Origin of the sequence: Haloprofundus salilacus, from assembly GCF_020150815.1 — an archaeon.
Taxonomy (GTDB): Archaea; Halobacteriota; Halobacteria; order Halobacteriales; family Haloferacaceae; genus Haloprofundus; species Haloprofundus salilacus.
Map to the genome: position 1 here is coordinate 371,338 of NZ_CP083724.1, position 17,807 is coordinate 389,144.

General features: G+C 58.2%; 15 protein-coding genes. 8 read left to right on the top strand and 7 right to left on the bottom strand.

The features are described 5' to 3' along the window. Positions 1-15 precede the first annotated feature (15 nt). Entirely contained in the window at positions 16-1,032 is a 1,017-nt protein-coding gene (locus tag LAQ58_RS18400; protein ID WP_224450326.1) for a family 43 glycosylhydrolase, read from the bottom strand. A gap of 130 nt (positions 1,033-1,162) precedes the next feature. Between LAQ58_RS18400 and LAQ58_RS18405 the strand changes: the two genes are divergently transcribed. The 3 genes from LAQ58_RS18405 (at position 1,163) to rdfA (ending at position 4,448) form a co-directional block, all read left to right on the top strand. Further along, positions 1,163-2,287 carry an ABC transporter ATP-binding protein gene (locus tag LAQ58_RS18405; protein WP_224450327.1) on the top strand — a complete coding sequence of 375 codons (1,125 nt, stop codon included), beginning with the start codon at positions 1,163-1,165 and terminating at the stop codon, positions 2,285-2,287. Between the two features lie 393 nt (positions 2,288-2,680). After that, the gene (locus tag LAQ58_RS18410) at positions 2,681-3,445 is read left to right on the top strand and encodes an IclR family transcriptional regulator (protein ID WP_224450328.1); all 765 of its coding nucleotides are present in this window, start codon (positions 2,681-2,683) and stop codon (positions 3,443-3,445) included. Positions 3,446-3,788: 343 nt separating this feature from the next. After that, a complete protein-coding gene (gene rdfA / locus LAQ58_RS18415) occupies positions 3,789-4,448 on the top strand; it encodes a rod-determining factor RdfA (protein ID WP_224450329.1) in 660 nt (219 codons plus the stop codon). A gap of 64 nt (positions 4,449-4,512) precedes the next feature. On the opposite strand, the gene LAQ58_RS18420 is transcribed toward rdfA, so the two are convergent. Continuing rightward, positions 4,513-6,456 (bottom strand): archaea-specific SMC-related protein, encoded by a 1,944-nt coding sequence (locus tag LAQ58_RS18420; RefSeq protein WP_224450330.1) that lies wholly within the window; start codon positions 6,454-6,456, stop codon positions 4,513-4,515. A 356-nt stretch (positions 6,457-6,812) separates the two neighbouring features. Here LAQ58_RS18420 and LAQ58_RS18425 point away from each other — a divergent pair, with 356 nt between their 5' ends. Next, positions 6,813-7,787: a C-terminal binding protein gene (locus tag LAQ58_RS18425; protein WP_224450331.1), complete on the top strand. Its 975-nt coding sequence runs from the start codon at positions 6,813-6,815 to the stop codon at positions 7,785-7,787. Between the two features lie 14 nt (positions 7,788-7,801). Here the strand turns inward: LAQ58_RS18425 and LAQ58_RS18430 are convergent, their stop codons facing one another. Next, on the bottom strand, positions 7,802-8,554 hold the full coding sequence (locus tag LAQ58_RS18430; protein WP_224450332.1) for a ThuA domain-containing protein: 753 nt from the start codon (positions 8,552-8,554) through the stop codon (positions 7,802-7,804). Between the two features lie 101 nt (positions 8,555-8,655). Beyond that, positions 8,656-9,426: a sugar phosphate isomerase/epimerase family protein gene (locus LAQ58_RS18435; RefSeq protein ID WP_224450333.1), complete on the bottom strand. Its 771-nt coding sequence runs from the start codon at positions 9,424-9,426 to the stop codon at positions 8,656-8,658. A gap of 370 nt (positions 9,427-9,796) precedes the next feature. On the opposite strand from LAQ58_RS18435, the gene LAQ58_RS18440 reads away from it, so the two are divergent. Beyond that, the gene (locus LAQ58_RS18440) at positions 9,797-10,060 is read left to right on the top strand and encodes an inositol monophosphatase family protein (RefSeq protein ID WP_224450334.1); all 264 of its coding nucleotides are present in this window, start codon (positions 9,797-9,799) and stop codon (positions 10,058-10,060) included. Positions 10,061-10,539: 479 nt separating this feature from the next. Here the strand turns inward: LAQ58_RS18440 and LAQ58_RS18445 are convergent, their stop codons facing one another. Further along, on the bottom strand, positions 10,540-11,814 hold the full coding sequence (locus LAQ58_RS18445; RefSeq protein ID WP_224450335.1) for an RNA-guided endonuclease InsQ/TnpB family protein: 1,275 nt from the start codon (positions 11,812-11,814) through the stop codon (positions 10,540-10,542). Positions 11,815-11,869: 55 nt separating this feature from the next. On the opposite strand from LAQ58_RS18445, the gene LAQ58_RS18450 reads away from it, so the two are divergent. Beyond that, on the top strand, positions 11,870-12,007 hold the full coding sequence (locus LAQ58_RS18450) for a hypothetical protein (protein ID WP_224450336.1): 138 nt from the start codon (positions 11,870-11,872) through the stop codon (positions 12,005-12,007). A gap of 708 nt (positions 12,008-12,715) precedes the next feature. Here LAQ58_RS18450 and LAQ58_RS18455 read toward each other — a convergent pair. Next, on the bottom strand, positions 12,716-13,558 hold the full coding sequence (locus LAQ58_RS18455; protein WP_224450337.1) for a fumarylacetoacetate hydrolase family protein: 843 nt from the start codon (positions 13,556-13,558) through the stop codon (positions 12,716-12,718). Positions 13,559-13,688: 130 nt separating this feature from the next. On the opposite strand from LAQ58_RS18455, the gene LAQ58_RS18460 reads away from it, so the two are divergent. Further along, the gene (locus LAQ58_RS18460; RefSeq protein ID WP_224450338.1) at positions 13,689-15,077 is read left to right on the top strand and encodes a nickel pincer cofactor-dependent isomerase, group 22; all 1,389 of its coding nucleotides are present in this window, start codon (positions 13,689-13,691) and stop codon (positions 15,075-15,077) included. A gap of 48 nt (positions 15,078-15,125) precedes the next feature. On the opposite strand, the gene LAQ58_RS18465 is transcribed toward LAQ58_RS18460, so the two are convergent. Continuing rightward, positions 15,126-16,274: a Gfo/Idh/MocA family protein gene (locus tag LAQ58_RS18465; protein ID WP_317988549.1), complete on the bottom strand. Its 1,149-nt coding sequence runs from the start codon at positions 16,272-16,274 to the stop codon at positions 15,126-15,128. 205 nt (positions 16,275-16,479) lie between these two features. On the opposite strand from LAQ58_RS18465, the gene LAQ58_RS18470 reads away from it, so the two are divergent. Beyond that, positions 16,480-17,586 (top strand): Gfo/Idh/MocA family protein, encoded by a 1,107-nt coding sequence (locus tag LAQ58_RS18470; RefSeq protein ID WP_224450340.1) that lies wholly within the window; start codon positions 16,480-16,482, stop codon positions 17,584-17,586. Positions 17,587-17,807: the final 221 nt, after the last annotated feature.

The following is a 17,807-nucleotide window of genomic DNA, read 5'->3' on the forward strand; positions in this document are numbered from 1 at the left end:
ACAACTCACTACGGTTCACTCATCGAACACCGGGCCAGAGCGCTCGGTGCTCGGGACCCGGCTTTCGACGCGCGGCCATCCGTCTTCCCACTGCAACGGGTCGAGCATGAGCGCACGCCTCGGTGTCGAATCGATCCACTCGTTCCCCTCGACGTACGCGTGATAGACCAGCCACTCCGTGTCGCGGTCGTCGACCACCATCGAGTTGTGGCCGGGACCGACGAACCCCGCCCCGTCGTCTACGACGACCTCGCCGCCGAAGGTCATGAGGTTCCGCCCTTGGGCGTTCACGTAGGGGCCGCGCAGCGAGTCGGCGCGGCCGACTTCGACGCGGTAGGTGCTCAACGGTCCCTCGCAGCAGCTACCCGTGGAGCCGAAGAAGTAGTACCGCCCGTCGCGCTCGTAGAGATAGGTCGCCTCGAAGCGGTCGCCGGCTATCTGGAACGGCTCCCCAGCGAGGGTCGTCCCGTCGGATTCGAGTTCGACGCCGTAGATGCCGTGGAAACTCCCCCAGAAGAGGTACGGCGTCCCGTCGTCCTCGTAGAAGAACGGGTCGATGGAGTTCTCGACGCCTATCTCTTCGCTCGTGAAGAGTTCCCCGCGGTCTTCGAACCGGCCGCCGGGGTCGTCGCTCGTCGCGATGCCGATGCCGGGGTTCTCGTCGCCCCACGTCGACAGCGAGTAGTACATTAGGTACCGACCGTCGCGGCGAACGACCATCGGCGCCCACACGTTCCCGTACTCCTTCCAGTCGGGGGTCGATTCGAACGCCTCGCCGACGTACTCCCAGTCGACGAGATTAGACGACCGAACGATGGGTACGACGCGTGTCCCCTCGCCGTCTCTCCAGTCGTCGGCGGTTCCGTACGCGTAGAACTCGCCGTCGGCCGCGCGGTGGACCGACGGGTCCGCCAGTATCGGTTCGAACACCGGATTCTCGTAGGTCGGTCCGCCGCGGTCCCGGTCGAGACAGCCGGCGACGCTCGTGCCGGCGGCGAGACAGACTCCTCGGAGCAGCGTTCTCCGTCGCATGCTCCTCCGGTATTGTTTCGCCTACATAACGTTAGGGGTCTGACTAAACGCACCAAAAAATGCGTCCACCGGGGCACCCGGGGAAAACTATATGAATATCTGCGAAGAACCACCCAACCATACAAAAACTATGAGTGGCGTGAGCTTTACACATGTCAGGAAGACGTACGACGACGGCGACATCGTCGCGATAGAAGATTTCAGCCTCGAGATGGTAGACGGCGACTTTGTGTCTGTCGTCGGGCCGTCAGGGTCGGGGAAGTCGACGTTGCTACGCATGGTCGCCGGACTGGAGGACATCTCCGGCGGGGAGATACGCATCGGTGACCGCGTCGTCAACGATGTCGCACCGCAGAACAGAGGCGTGGCGATGGTGTTCCAGAACTACGCGCTCTACCCGCACATGTCCGTCAGGGACAACATGTCCTACGGACTGCGGCTGACGACCGACCTCTCCGACGACGAGATCGACCGACGAGTCGAGGACGCCGCCGAGATGATGGGGATCGGCGACCTCTTAGATAAACGACCGGGACACCTCTCCGGGGGTCAGCAGCAGCGCGTTGCGACCGGCCGCGCCATCGTCCGCGAACCCGACGTGTTCCTGATGGACGAACCGCTCTCTAATCTGGACGCCAAACTCCGGATGCACATGCGGACGGAACTGCAGCGGATCCAGGAGGATCTCGATACGACGACCATCTACGTTACGCACGACCAGGAGGAGGCGATGACGATGTCCGACCAGGTAGTCGTCCTCGCCGAGGGCGAACTCCAGCAGGTGGCACCACCGGAGGAACTGTACTACCAACCGGCCAATATGTTCGTCGCGGATTTCGTCGGGTCGCCATCGATGAACTTCTTCGACGTCGAGGTTCACGACGGCGTCGCCGTCGGCGACGGCTTCGACTACCGCCTCCCGGAGTACCACCGCGAACAAGTGGCCGACCGCAACGGGGATGCTTTCACGCTTGGAGTCCGCCCGGAGAGCGTCTCCGTCAGCGACACCGCCAGCGCGGAGACGGTCACCGCCGTCGTCGACGTCGTCGAACCCATCGGCAGCGACACCTACCTCTACCTGCACGTCGGCGACGTCGAGTGCACCGCTCGCGTCGAAGCGAAAACTCCCATTCAGGAGGGCGACCACATCGAACTCCAGTTCGACGAGGAGTCGCTGCACCTGTTCGACGCAGAGACCGGCGAGAACGTCGTGTACTCGTTCGAGAAACCCGAAGCACCCGTCTCCTCGGCCTGAACCCGCTCGCGGAGCGCCCTTTTTTCCGACGACCGCCTCCGTCCGGACCTCCCTGTTTTCGCCGCGAATCGTCGAGAGCGCGGCGTCAGCGGATCGTCACCGCTCCCGCACCTCGTTTCTTCTCGTCCTTCTCACCCTTCGTTTCTCTTTAGGAAACGGTAGTATTGCGTACCGATGGAGATGCGTCGTCACCGGATTCGGAGGCGTACGCTCCGCGCGAGAGGTGACGGTCTTGCGCCGTCGACGATGGTGTTAGTTGGTCGCTAGAGGGCCTAAGACCGTTGTCGCGGTATTTCACCGCCGACGGCCGTTTCGGGCACGAACACGGGTCGGGGGGTCGGGAATCCGTTTCCTAACAGGAAATACTATGGTCTAGAGCGCGAAGGTCCGTGTATGACCACGAACGAAGCATACCCCGTCAGTTCGGTTCGGACGACGTTCCGAATCGTCGAAGCGCTCGCTGAGCGGGGTCCGTCGGGCGTCACGGAGCTCGCCCGCGAGGTAGAGCTCTCGAAGAGTTCGGTTCACAAACACCTGACGACGCTCGAATCGCTCAATTACGTGGTGAAAGAGGAGAGCACCTATCGCCTCGGTCTCCGGTTTCTGGGCGTCGGAAACCGCGTTCGCGAACGGTCGGAGCTGTACCACGCTGCGAAGCCGGCCATCGACAACCTCGCGAAGACGGCGGGAGCGGTGACGAATCTCATGGTCGTCGAACACGGATTCGGGGTTTACGCCTACCGCGCCGGAGAGACGTTCGACTCCGACGACCGACTTCCGGTGGTCGGGGGGCAGGTTCACCTCCACGCGACTGCGGGTGGCAAGGCGATACTCTCACAACTCTCCGACGAGGAGATCGAGCGGATTATCGACCTGCATGGTCTCCCCTCGTCCACGGAAAAAACGATCACAGAGAAGCGAGCGCTACAGCGTGAGTTGCGCTCTATCCAAGACCGCGGCCTCGCTTTCGAGCGTGGCGAACACATGCCGTCCGTTCAATGCGTCGCGGCCCCGGTGACCGCCCCCGGTCATCCCGTCGGCGCTATCACCGTCTCGGGGTCGATCGAGCAAATGAGCGGGAAAAAACTCGAAGAGGACTTGGCCGGCCTCGTAGTCAGCACCAGTAACGCTATCGAAGTTGCACTGTTACAACGGTAACGCGTGTTTCTCATCGGTGAACAGAGTGCGTTTGATGAGCGCTGTTCGGCGTTTCAATCTGTGCTTCGAGCCAGTGACTGTTTCGAGAACGCCACGGCGAGTTCGACGCTACTCTCCTCCCTTGGGACTCCTACTAGCGACTTTTCGAATTCACAAGGCCGAGACTGCTGCCGGTGACAGCGTCCACTCGACCTGTGTTTCTTTCTCGGAAACGGTTAGAGGGAGAACCGTTCGGTTCGCCGTCATTGTCTTCGATAGTGTCGGTGACGAATGCCATAACAATACTAGTCTTGTTATCCCATAAGAAGTACAGTTAACTGCCTCGCCTTCATACGGGCGGTAAATGGACACAGACGACACGGGCGACAGTCCCGAGCGACCGAACAGCAAAGTTGCTCGCGTCATCGACGAATACGACCTCGGACCCGAGTTCGGGCGACGGCTCGAGCGACTCTGGACCGGCGACGGCGAAGAGCGGCACAGTCTCCGCGACTTGGCCGACCGATTCAACCGGCGCGTGCTTGAAGCGGCGATGACGGCCGCCGGCGCGTCGACGCTCGACGGCGAAGTCGAGAACGTCTACCGGTTGTTGACCGACGACGAGGTGAGCAGCGGGATGCGGACGGAGGCGCGGGTCCGGCTCGAACGCGAAGGCGTCGACGTCGACAGACTCGAACGGGATTTCGTCACGTATCAGGCGATACGCTCGTACCTCAAGGAGTACCGCGGCGCGGAGTACGAACGCTCCGACACCGACCGCGTGGAGAACGCGGCTCGGAGCATCCGACGCCTCCGTTCGCGCGCGACGACTGTTACCGAAGGAAACCTCGATCAGTTGCGGTCGAACGACCACATCACGCTCGGCGAGTTCAGACTGTTCGTCGACATGAACGTCCTCTGCGAGGAGTGCGGTGCGCAGTACGGCGTCGACGAACTGCTCGAACGCGGCGGCTGTGACTGTCGAGCGGACGATATCGAAGTGGACGCATCCGACTCGAACTGAACTGCTAGCTGGAGGGCAAGACCCGTCAGAGCGAACGCCAGAAAGAAGAACCGTGTCGTTGCCGTTAGATTTTGGAGATACGGGTGTACTCCTCATCGAGCGCCTGCGCGTCCTCGGGCAGGAGCGCGACGACGAGGAACTCGGCGTACTCCGAGAGGTAGTCGACGAGTCGGGCGATGCGGTCGGAGTCGATGGCCTCCAGCGAGTCGAGTAACATGAACGGCACCGTCTCGTAGAGATCGTGAACCAGGTAGCCCGCGAGCGCGAAGACGAGACCGGTTACCTCCTGTTCGGACTCGCTGAGGTGGTCGACGGTGTCCTCGTACGTCGTCCCCGACTCGGTGCTGCGGACGATGTGGAGTTCGAACACCGTCTTGTCCACTTTCCGCCGCCCCTCGCGGACCTGACGTTCGACGCGCTCGATCCAGATCCGCTCGATGTTAGCGTACTCCAAGATACCGAGAACGGCGTCCATGTGGTCGTTGAACTCCGAGATGGCCTGCGTCTCTATCTGCTCGATTCGCGTCCGGAGGTCGGTGAGCTCGTCGGCGACGCGTTCGCGCTCGTCGCGCAGGTCGCTCTCGCTCGCGAGTTCGTCCTCGATGTCGGCGATGTCGGCCTCGATATCCTCGAGCGACGATTCCAACCGGCCGAGCTGGAACTCGATCTCGTTCGCCTCTTTGTGGAGGCTGAGCACCTCGCTGAAATCCTCCGATTCGAGGTCGTCGACCGTCTCTTCGAGCGCCGCTACCTCCTCGCCGAGTCGGTCGCGCTCGTCACGCTTGTCGGCGAGCGTCTCCTCGCGGCGCTCGATTTCGTCTTCGACGCGTTCGAGCTTTCGTTCGACCGTTTCGAGCCGTCGCTGTCGGTTCTCCCGTTCTTTCTTCTGACTTCGAAGCTCGCTGAGGTCGTCTTCGATGTCACGCACTGTCGCGAGTTTCTCCTTCCGGAGCTTCCTCAGTTGGTCGAGCGTTCCCTCGATGTTCTCGCGGTCAACGTTCGACCCGCAGGTCCAACAGACGACCGAGTTGTCGTCGACGAGGCGGTCGGTGACCGCTTTCGACTCGCCGTTTTCGGACGGCAGCGCCCCGGTGACGGGACCGTCTTCCAGCATCTCCTCGTTGAACTTCAGGACGTTCTGGAGCTCGCTGACCTCAGAACTGAGACGCTGCTTTCGGTCGCGGAGCTGTTCGATGCGACGGTCGAGTTCGCCGTCGGTCTCCTCGCTTCCGTCGGCGAGGTTGTCGAGTTCGGTTTCGAGTTCGCGCAGTTCTCTCTGCAGGGACTCAATGCTCTCTTGTTCGAGGTCGATGTCGGAGCGCACCGTCTCGAGGTCGCTGCGCCGGTCGCGGAGGTCGTCGAGTTTCTTCTCCAGCTCGCGCTTCTCCTCGCGCGACTCGTCGACGTCGGCGCTGTGTTCGTCTATTTCGGCTTCCTTTTCGGCTAGCGCCGCTCGCTTGGCTTCGAGTTCGTCGCGCAGGCGCGTGCGTTCCTTCTCTAGTTCGGGGAGGTCGCGCTTCAGGCTCTGGAGTTCGTCGAGGCGGTCGTCGAGTCGCGACTTCTCGTCTTCGAGTTCCGATATCTCGCGACGAATCGCGTCGGTGTCGACCGGTCGCATGATGAGCTCGCGGAGATCCGCGTCGCGCGTGACCGCCCGGCGCGCTTCGTTGTCGCCGAGGAGGAACGCGAATAGATCGGCGACCTCGGCGTCGTCGAGGTACGGGTCACCGCTCGTACTCACACCGCCGCCTATTCGCTTCAGCGTGCTAACGTACTGGTCGTCGCCGAGTTCGAGTTCGACGCGCCCCTCGTCGGCATCACCTTTCAACGAACTTCGTTCGCTTCCCATCGCTGCCATTACTGCCTGGAGAAACGACGTCCTGTTCGTCGCGTTTCGCCCCGCGAGTACCGTGATGCCCGGCGGAATCTCGACCGACGTTTCGTCGATACCGCCGACGTTCTTGACCGAGAACCGAGCGGTTTCCCCTGTAGTAAGCGTCGATGACATAGCTACTCCTTGAGGTGGTACCTATATAAAAATTTTCAGGCTCGACCGGTCGACGGGTCTCATGCGCCCTTCTCCGTGACGATACCCTATTCCGCACCCTCCTACAGTCGGGTTCTACGGGTGGGACCGTTACGATACTCGCGACAAAGTATCCACTCGGTAGATACTATCAGTTTGTCTGACTAGTGATATAAATGTTTCGCCGGTACGGCTGAGACCACCGTCTGCCGGTGAATCACCGTAGCCACGAGTAGACGACGGCACCGACGGCGGAGGGTGACAACAGTCGAGAGAGACGCGTTCGGAGCCGGGGAGGCGGGACAGGCTTTATCCTCGTTCGACGGGAGGTTGAGGTAATGTCACACAGAATCGCGGTCTCACAATCGGACTTCCCCGACGCCCGGATAGAGGAGCGCGTGTTCGCCGAAGCCGACGTCGACGACGTCGTCGTCGGGTCGGCCGACTCCGAGGAAGAACTGATCACGCTCGCCGAGGGCGCAGACGGACTGCTCGTCCAGTACGCCGAGGTGACCGAGTCAGTTCTCGACGCGCTCCCAGAGCTGTCGGTAGTCTCGCGGTACGGTATCGGCGTGGACAACGTCGACGTCGCGGCAGCTTCCGAACGGGACGTTGCCGTCGCGAACGTCCCCTCCTACTGCGAGGAGGAGGTGGCGACGCACGCCCTCTCGCTCCTGTTCGCGCTCGCTCGGAAGACGACGGTGTACGACCGGACGGTCAAATCCGGCACGTGGGACTGGAAGGTCGGTCGCCCCATCGAGGCGCTCCCGGGCAAGACCGTCGGCTTCGTCGCGTTCGGGAAGATTCCCCGGACGTTCGTCGAGTTGACCGCCGGGTTCGATTTCGAGTACCTCACCTACGACCCGTACATCGACGACGAGGACGTCGCGGACTCCCCCGTCGACAGGGTCGATTTCGAGACGTTGCTCTCGGAGTCGGAGATCGTCTCGGTTCACGCGCCGCTGGTCGATGAGACCCACCACCTGTTCGACGCCGACGCCTTCGGACGGATGGACTCCTCGGCGTTCCTCCTAAACACCGCTCGCGGACCGATAGTCGACGAGGCGGCGCTGTACGACGCGCTGGAGGCGGGCGAACTCGCCGGCGCCGGACTCGACGTCATGGAGGAGGAACCGACCCACGACTCGCCGCTGTTCGACCGCGACGACGTCGTCGTGACGCCCCACGTCGCGTGGTACTCCGAATCGTCGATCGACGAACTGCGGCGCAAAGCCGCGGAGAACGTCGTTCGGTATCTGCGGGGCGACTCCCCGCACGGGTTCGTCAACGAGAGCTCTATCGGAGAACGGTAAACGGAAGTCGTGCCTCAGTGAACCGTTCGCTCGTCGCTCGTGTCGATGTCCTCCTTCGGCTCGGCGTTGCCGTATGTGGGCGTCGGCTGGTCCTCACCGGGCGCGGCCCACTCGCAGGCGTTCGCGAGCACCTGCTGGATGGTCTCGTCGTGGTAGACGGGGTACGTCTCGTGTCCGGGTCGGAAGTAGAACACTTTCCCCGCGCCGCGCCGGTAACAACAGCCCGAGCGGAACACTTCGCCGCCCTCGAACCAACTGTTGAACACGAGCGTCTCGGGAGCCGGAACGTCGAAGCGCTCGCCGTACATCTCCGCCTCCTCCAACTCGATGTAGTCGTCGTCGAGACCGGCGACGATGGGGTGGCTCGGCTCGACGACCCACAGTCGCTCTCGCTCGGCGGCTTCGCGCCACTTCAGCGAGCAGGTCGTGCCCATCAAGGATTTGAAAATTTTCGAATAGTGCGCCGAGTGCATCACGAGCAGCCCCATCCCGTCGAGGACGCGCTCCTTGACCCGCTCGACGATTTCGTCGTCGACTTCGTCGTGGGCGGCGTGCCCCCACCACGTCAGCACGTCGGTGTCGTCGAGCACCTCCTCGGTCAAGCCGTGTTCGGGTTCGTCGAGCGTCGCGGTCCGGGTCTCGAAGCCTCGTTCCTCGAGCGCGTCGGCGATGACCGTGTGGATACCGTCCGGATAGATCTCCGCGACGACGTCGCTCTCGCGCTCGTGGACGAACTCGTTCCAGACCGTGACCGTTGGACGTGTCATGTTCCAACCGTCTCGGTCACGGAGTAAGGATGTGTCGATGCGGGGAGGCCGTCTCAGACGACGAGTCGGCGGACGAGATTCGGTTCGACAGACGGTCTCTTCTATCGACGTCTCGACTCGGGCGAGCGGACGCCCGCGCCCTTCCAGTACGTCTCGACCACGTCGGCCGCGTGGTCGAGTGTCCCGTACGAGTCTGGCCGTTCCTCCGCTTCGTAGATAAGCCAGTCGACGTCGTGACCTCGAACTGATTCGACTGCCGCTTCGATGTCCAAGTCGCCGTGGCCCACTTCGACGACGTCGCCCGTCTCCGCGTCGTAGTCTTTGAGGTGAACCAGACGCACTCGGTCGCTGTGTTCTTCGAGATACGAAAGCGGATCGTATCCAGCCGCCCCAGCCCATCCGAGGTCGAGTTCGAAGCCGACGTTCTCGGTCGCCTCCATCAGTTTCGAGAGCGCCGGTTCGTCGTCGAATTCGACGAACTCCTGATCGTGATTGTGATAGTGCAGCGAAAGGTCGTGTTCTGCCAGCGCTGTCGCGACCACCTCCAGTCGTTCGGCCGCCGCCTCTACCGCTTCTCCGGACTCGAAGTGTTCCGGGTCTAGCCACGGTACGATTATGTTCTCGCACCCGAGTTCGCGATACGTCTCTGCAGTCGCATCTTCGTTCTCCTCTAACTCCTCCAAACCGACGTGTGCTCCAGCGAGTTCGAGTTCTGCCGACTCCAACGCATCGGTGATAGCACTTGGCTCTTGGTCGCCGAGACCGGCGAGTTCGACGCCTTCGAATTCGGTCTCGCCGACGCGTTTGATGAGGGTCGGCAGTGGATCGTCGACTCCGTGGAGGCTGTACAGTTGGAAGCCGATCGATGTCATATCTGTAGTATCGCCGTCCACGGCATAAACATCAGTGAACGACCAGTTGTTGCCGATACTGTTCGTACGGCTGGCTCGTCGAATGGACGAGTTCATCGGCGGTCGACGGTACGAGGTTCTCGGCCGTCGACGGCTGTCGACAGTTATCTGCCGTGGAGGGATTCGACCCACTGCCGCCAACTCCTCGGCAGTCCACGCCACGGGGCTCGTCCGTCTCAGTATGTGTTGACCCGGTGCAGAATGTCGGCGTCGTCGTCGTTCCAGTCACCGAGGCACGCCGCTTTGGCGACGAGAGTTCTGCGAACAGTTCTCGCACCCTCTCGATCTGTAACGCTCGGACTTACAGGTCGACGAGAATCACTCGAAGCGCGTGGTCGAAGTCTTCGATTGCTGCGTACGTCCACTCGGCGGCTGCTCGGAAGACGGGTACGATTGGATAATCGATCCCATCGACGGAACGCAGAACATCGTCCTCGACATTCCAGAGTGGGTGACAAGCGTCGCAGTCGTTCACGATTCTGAGTCAGTGAGCTGCGTCAACGTCGCTCCCGCCTTAGGTGATTGTCCTTCATTAGAAATGGTGGGATATAGCCGAATCATGCATTGGTCGACGAGAAGCGTTTTCAGCCTTTAAATCTAAAGAGCCAATACCGACGTTAAAAGTGTGAAATATACACTACAAGTATCGAAATATAATTCTGAGAAATCTATATTACGAATGTGATTATCTAAATTATTCATACTAATCGTTGATATTATGGGTAACGAGAATATTGATGATGTTTTAAGATACTTACAGCATAATTTCTCCACAATACCTGTATAATACCCGGTTGAGAAGATATTACGTAAATATAAGATTATAGTGGGGGTGTGGGTTCATGTCACAACTGTAGTGTTCCTATCCATCGAAATAGCCGCCACTGCGCTCTATCACCTTTTGCAACGTTCCACAGTTTCGATGCACTCCATCCGTGTGGGGTCGAGCATCTGCCCCACTTGTGAGTGGTTGTGGATTTTCGCCTGATCCAGCCGTGTCACTGAACGGCGAGCTCTGTGAATGACATCCTCCCCGGCGTTCACGCCGGGGTTTCCTCGCGCTGGGGGTATCGCTTACCGACCCACGGAGGCAACTTGCGGGTTCGTATGCTCCTCGTTGGGAACTGAGCGTGGTGACTCTGACCATTCGTGGTCGTCCCACTTGAGGCATACAGGCCGTGCCATCGACCGTGATACCGTTGTCTGCCGCTGAAGGAACGTCTCTGACGCTGTGAGGTCTGCGTGCCCCTCGAATCCACACGGACACATCAGCGTGTCTCTGTGGCGCGTCGTATCCTCTGTCGAACCACAATTCGGACACTCTTGACTTGTCCACGCCTCAGACCGCACTTCCACCGAGATACCGTATTCCTCGGCGGTACACGCTAGTCTGTTCACGAACGCTCGGAACGCCCAGAAGTTGTGCGTCTTCGCGTTCGTCTCCACCGACCAGTGCGTGTCAAGTACGTCTGTTAACGCACCGACGTACACAGTCTTGACGCCCTCATCGTACAGGCGTTCGATGAGGTTACGGACAAGTGCGTCTTGAGCGTGGTCACGTCTCTTGGTGCGCCGGTCGTACAGGCGTCGGATACGGTGACTGCTGTATCGACCTTCCTCCAACAGAGATTGTAGCCGCGCGATTTCGCGTGTGGTTTCGCGGAATCGCTTGAACAGGGTGCGTCCTTCGTACAGGAGTTGCTGTCCTGTCGTGGTTGTGCAGGCGACGAGGTTGTTCGCACCGATGTCCAGAGCGGCTTCTTCCGAAGCCAGTGGTTGTGCCAGTCGAGAAGTGTCGATAGTGACTGGCTGAAAGGCCCTGAACGTCTGTGCTTGCTCGTCGTAGAACAACTCCAACCTACCCTGCTTCTCATACTCCTTCCAGTTGGGGTCGCCCCGAACTTCGAGCCGGGGGCGTTCGCGGTGTCCAAGCCCGTACTCGTCTTTCAGGTCTTTCCCGACGAGGATTTCGAGGCGAGAGTATTCACCCCACTCGACCGAGTACGACGTGTTTCGGATGTACGTGCGTAGTTCTCGGCCCTCGTCTGCGTTACCCCAGAATCCGGGCTTGCCGTTGGCTTCGCCTTTCTTCTTGAGGCTGAAGAACGATTTCCACGCTTCGCGGTTCTTGCGTTCGATTTGTTGAACTGTTGAAGCGCCAAGCGTTCCGCCGTAGCGACCGCGACACTCGCTGATTTCCCACACGTCTCCGTTTGGGTCAGCGTAGTGTTCGCGGCGCTCGTAGTTGATTTCGTTCCAGAGAGCGGCAGAAGCGTCCAACAGCCGTCGAAGCAACTCCTCGCCCTCGTCGGACTGAGGAACCACCTCGAACGTGTTGGCTCGCTTCATCAACTACTGGTTACATTGGAACACACATAAAGATGTGGTTTGTGTGTTACTGTATATGGTCGAAGTCCGCATCGAGTTCGATGACGAAGAACAGTACGAGCGGTTGAAGGAACTGAAGAAGCACCGTGGGTTAACGTGGAAGGGGTTGCTCCTCGAAGGCGAGAAGAAAGTCAGGGAGGATACCCCAGACTAACCGTCGAACGTGGATTGTGAAGTGGAGTGTCGGATTCACGCCCGCCCTAAAGGGCGGGACTCTCTCCTTGATTCAGGTAGTGTCGGACTCATCCTGCACCTATAGGTTCAGGTATTCTCCTTGGTTCCTATAACTAACGCCATGAAATTGAGAACAAACGGCTGTCCCGGGACAGCCGTCTTAGTGCCCGTGGTTCAGTTGGTAACTGACTCCAAGCGCCGCGTAGTGCTCCTGTGTTTAAGAGCTACGTTGAGACACTGACAAGGTAGTGACAGTGTTAACAGACAAGCTATCTCACTGCAGTAATCGATTCTGAGACTAGTTTGATGCAGTCTCCAGTTTGGGTTTGGGCACTCATGTTCGTACTGCAGGCAACTCATCGTCCTCGTTATTGAGGCATTCTATGCCTATCGATATACCCATATAACTCTTTGGTATGTTCAATCTTAGCAATGTCGGGGAGTCTCTGTTCTGTAATGATTGCAGTTGGTGACAAAGAACAAGTACTCCAAGAAATTTCCCATACCTTCTATCGCGCCATCTACGTGTTCATCGCGGAATGATTCCCTACTGATCACGCCGTTCGATTGTCTCAGTCGGTTTAAGGATCGACGACCCCGACTGCAGCGAGGCTGACGATATCATTTACGATGCATAAGCACAAGCGGCTTTGGTTGCCCTCACGCCGTCAACGAATGTCCAGTTGAGTTACTCCTCTATGACAGGATTAGAGAGAGTTCCGATACCTTCGATCTCCGCCTCACACATTTGTCCCGGCTTGAGTAGATCGACTGGTTCACGGAAGATTCCGACTCCACCAGGGGTACCGGTCGAAATCACGTCACCTGGCCGTAGCGTCATATTCTGGCTAATGTAGGAGACGAGTTCGTTGACATCGAAGATGAATTGCTCCGTATTCGATTCTTGTTTTGTTTCTCCATCAACCCGTAGGAACACGTCGACTGAGTTCGGATTGAAGTTATCACCGACAACAAGTGTAGGTCCCATCGGAGAGAACGTGTCGTAGCTTTTTCCTCTGAAAAACTGGCCGTCGGAGAATTGAGCCTTCCGACCGCTCACGTCGTTGAGAACGGTGTAGCCGGCGACGAAGTCGGAAACCTCATCTTCAGAGACGTTTTTCGCGGTGCGACCGACGACCACTCCAAGTTCAACTTCGTAGTCAACTTGTTCACCCTCAGGATGAACAATCGGACTATCTGGATTCGTCACAGTCGTTGGAGCCTTCGCGAAGAGAAGTGGCTCGTCGGGAATTTCCTCGTCTTGTTCTTCGGCGTGGTCTTGATAATTGAGACCGGCACAGACTATTTTCCCCGGTTGAGGTACGGGTGCAAGAAGATCTACCTCATCTATATCTCGCTGTGAGAGCCCTCCGTTCAGAACGAGTGACTCCACCGTATCGAGGTATCGTTGATTTGTAAAGTCGTCGTACGTAGGAAGACCTTCTGGCAAATCGGCGAGTGAATGTATCTTCGAGCCTTTTTTTACACCCAACACTGGACCGGAACCACCGTTATATCGGACTATCTGCATCAGATAAACCCCGTCTCCACGAAGATTTAACTGTTGAGGTCGTGGCAACGGGTATTGTTAACTTTCTAAACATCAAGCCAGTGGACCCTACGGGAGGCAAATTTATAGAGGAACCCAAATAGCGTACTGTATGGATAGAAATGAGTCAAGACGTTCACTCATAGTCCCAGAAGAACCGATACGTGAGGCCTGTGGCGAAACTCAGCTCCCAGAACTCGGAATTATCGAACAGGTTTGGGAAACTGATTCGATTCCACACAACAAAATTGCAGAGCATGCCGCAGAAGCATTTGGGTCACTTCCGTTAGACGACGTTCCTGAGGGAGGAGAAATTGCACTCGGTGTCGGTAGTCGTGGTATCGCAAATCTCAAAACAATCGTTGCTGGCGTTGTGGCAGAAGCGAAAGACCGCGGCTACGAGCCATTTGTCTTTCCAGCCATGGGTAGCCACGGTGGTGCCACGGACGAAGGGCAACGAGAGATGTTGGCCAGTCTAGACGTCATCGAGTCGACGATCGGTTGCGAGATTCGGTCGAGCATGGAAGTCGTAGAAGTCGGTCGAACTGCCGAGCGCGATGTCCCGGTTGTCGCCGATTCGAACGCCGTCGCCGCCGATGCGATTGTTCCGATAAACCGGATCAAACCACATACGGACTTCGACGGAACCGTCGAGAGCGGTCTCTCGAAGATGCTGGTCATCGGGATGGGAAAGCAGCGTGGAGCGAAGATCGCCCACGACTGGGCTGTCGATTGGTCCCTCCGAAACATGATACCCGAGATTACCCAGCAGTTGCTATCCGAACTTCCTGTCGTCGGTGGCATCGCAATCCTCGAAGATCAGCGTGATGACACAGCGCTCCTTGAGGGCGTCCCACCGGAGGGCTTTCTGGACCGCGAGGCAGAACTACTTGAGACAGCCTATGACGTCATGCCGAAGCTCCCGTTCCAAGATATCGACGTATTGGTCATCGACGGTCAGGGAAAAGAAATCAGTGGTCAGGGGATGGATACGAACGTTATCGGTCGGCGGCCGTTCGCGATTCAGGAGCCAGAGCCAGAGTTGCCGGCCATCAAGCGTATCTACACACGGACGTTGACAGAGACGACTCATGGCAACGCGATGGGTATGGGTTCAGCCGACTTCGTCCATGCCGATCTCCTCAAAGAAATCGAGATGCCAACCACACTCATCAACGCCTTGACGGCGAGTACGACGCGAGGTGTCCGCATACCACCCGCCGTCGAAACCGATCGTGCAGGGATGATTGCTGCGCTTTCAACTATTGGAATCGTTAGCCCCGAGGAAGTCCGCGTTCTCCGGGTGTCCGATACGATGCATCTCCAGCGGCTGTACGCGTCGACAGCTTTGATTGAAGAAGCCCGCGAGCGTGACGATCTCCGTGTGGTCGAAGACCCCTCTCCAATCGATTTTGAGTCGGGTGACTTCGCAGCACCGTCACCGCACCAGACAGACGAACCGACTCGCTCAGATCGGAACTGTGGAGGGTGCAGTGGGTGATAACAGAGCAAAAAAGACAGCTGGTATCTGCTCGTAGTCGCCGGATTCTCAGACTTCTAATTCGTCGAGGGTGACGCGTCGTCCCTCCTCCGAGGAGCGATAGCTTGCCTCGGTGAGTTGTACGCCACGTGCTCCGTCGGTGAAATCCCAGGGGAATGGTTCGTCCGCGACGACGTGCCGGATGAATTTCTCCCACTGAAGTTTGAATGCGTTCTCGAACTCCCTGTTGTTCGGTACTCGCGTCCAGTCCTCATAGAAATCGTGCTCTTTCGGCGTGTCGGGATTCCACTCCGGTTTCGGCGTATTCGAGCGGTGTTGTGTCTTGCAGTCACGCAAGCCAGCCACGGCGCTTCCCTCCGTCCCGTCAACCTGCACTTCGAGCAGATCGTCGCGGTTAACGCGGACTGCCCAAGAGGAGTTAAGTTGTGCGACGGTGCCGTTCTCTAACTCCATGATTGCATATGCCGCGTCATCCGCTGTTGCCTCGTAGTGCTCACCGGCTTCGTCGATTCGCTCGGGTATGTGAGTTTTTTGCATACATTGCACCGACTTAACCTGGCCGAACAGGTTTTCCAGAACGTAGTTCCAGTGAGAAAACATATCGTCGATGATTCCTCCACCATCCTCTGCACGGTAGTTCCATGAGGGTCGCTGCGCCGCTTGGACGTGTCCGGAGAACACCCAGTACCCGAACTCGATGCGCACTGAGAGAATTTCACCGAAGAAGTCCTGGTCGATAAGGCGCTGAAGTTTCATCAATCCCGGCAGCCAGAGTTTATCTTGGACGATGCCGTGCTTAACTTCACTCCGTTTCGCCGTCCGTGCGACGTCGACAGCGGTCTCAAGATCTCCCGCGAGCGGTTTCTCACAGTAGACGTCCTTGCCGGCCTCAATTGCTTTGGTCACACTTGCTGGCCGGCGGGTCGTTATTTGTGAGTCAAAGTAGATCTCGTCGTCGCCGTCAAGACACGTATCCAAGTCTGGGTCGGCAATCCATCGTTCAACACCGTACTTTTCGCTCATTTCACGGAGTTTACGTTCGTTACGACCGACGAGCATGGGGTCGGGCATGACCCGTTCACCGTTGGGTAGTTCGACGCCGCCTTCTTCTCGAAGCGCGAGAATCGAACGAATGAGGTGCTGATTCGTTCCCATCCGGCCGGTCACGCCGTTCATGATAATGCCTATCTCTTTCATGGGCTACTACGTTGCTTGACCGTACCATTGGAACAATAATAATCTTTTGTTGATTCGATAACCATTCATCCCAGCATGGCACTCGATGCGGGTAGAAGACACTCGGTTCATCTCTCATTCAATCCCGGCTAAAATTAGACGCCGGCGCACTGGGTAACTTGCCGGTAAAAAAACAATAATATGCTGTGTTGCTTGAATCCGATGTATGGGAGTCAATATTGGATACGTCGGTGTCGACCACCATCACCGTGACCCATACTTCGCCGTCGCGAGCGAACTCGATGCCACAGTCACTGCCGTGTGTGAACCCGGACGACAGGTCGACATCGAGAACATCGCCGCGATGGATGAACGACCCGACGAAATTACCACGGAAGGACAGAACGCTGCCGAACTCGTAGCGGGCGCAGCGGTATACGAGGACCCGCACCGACTCGTCGCCGACGAGTCAGTCGATGTCGTCTGGATCACGTATCGAAGCGACGAGACACCGGCAATCATCGAGAGTGCCGTCGAGAATGGTGTCCACGTCGTCAGCGAAAAGCCGATTGCACGGACAGCCGCCGACCTGGAGGATATCGCTGAGCGAGCTAAACAGGCTGGTGTCACGGTTTCCCCAACGATGTACTACCGACGCAACCCCGTCGCGATGGAATTGAAGAACCGTGTCGCAGACGGCTTCTTCGGCGACGTGTGGACTGTCGACGGCCGATTCAACGCCAGTCAACTCTCTTATCGCGACACCGACCATTACATCTACGACCGAGAGACGAGTCGTGGGGGAGCGCTCCAGTGGATCGGTCCACACTGGGTCGACATGATGCCGTGGATTCTCGACGATCCGATTGCACGGGTGAATGCTAGGTTCCACGAGGCCGACGAGGCAGACGTTGAGGCGGGAGCTGTCTTGCAGTTCGAAACTCATGAGGGCACGCTGGGAACATACCACAGTGGCTACTATCTGAGCGACCGTGGCAAAGACACACATTTCGGCCTCTATGGGACCGATGCACAGGCGTTGACACCGTTGCATCACGACGCCCTCCAGCACGAACCTACGGTTCCACTCAACATCACGTCAGAAGATCCTGAGTGGACGGCTGCACCGAAACGCACCGTCGAATTCGAGTTCACATACAATCGCTTCCCAGCCTGGGGAGACTTTGTTCAGGACTACTTCGAGGCGTTCTTTGACGGCTACGAGAGCGGTGATGTCCCAGCGACAGTCGACGACGCCGTCCAACTTCTTCGAGTCCTCGACGCCGCATACGAATCCGGCGAACGGGGTGGTTGGGTCGAAGTCGAAAACTAACTTCTACTCTTTTTGACGGTTATAGAGTGATAGAGATCTGAAGAGCACATCGCACTGCCGAATGTGTGATGAGGTAGTGGCAAACCCGGTGCGTCGGATTTAGACGTAAATAGTGGGGTAGCCGCTCAGTGAAGAACTGAAGGGAGACAGTTTTTATTGAACCTTTCAGTATCAATTCTTCGAATGCTTATACCGCTAGCTCATTGTTCGCGAAGCGGGAA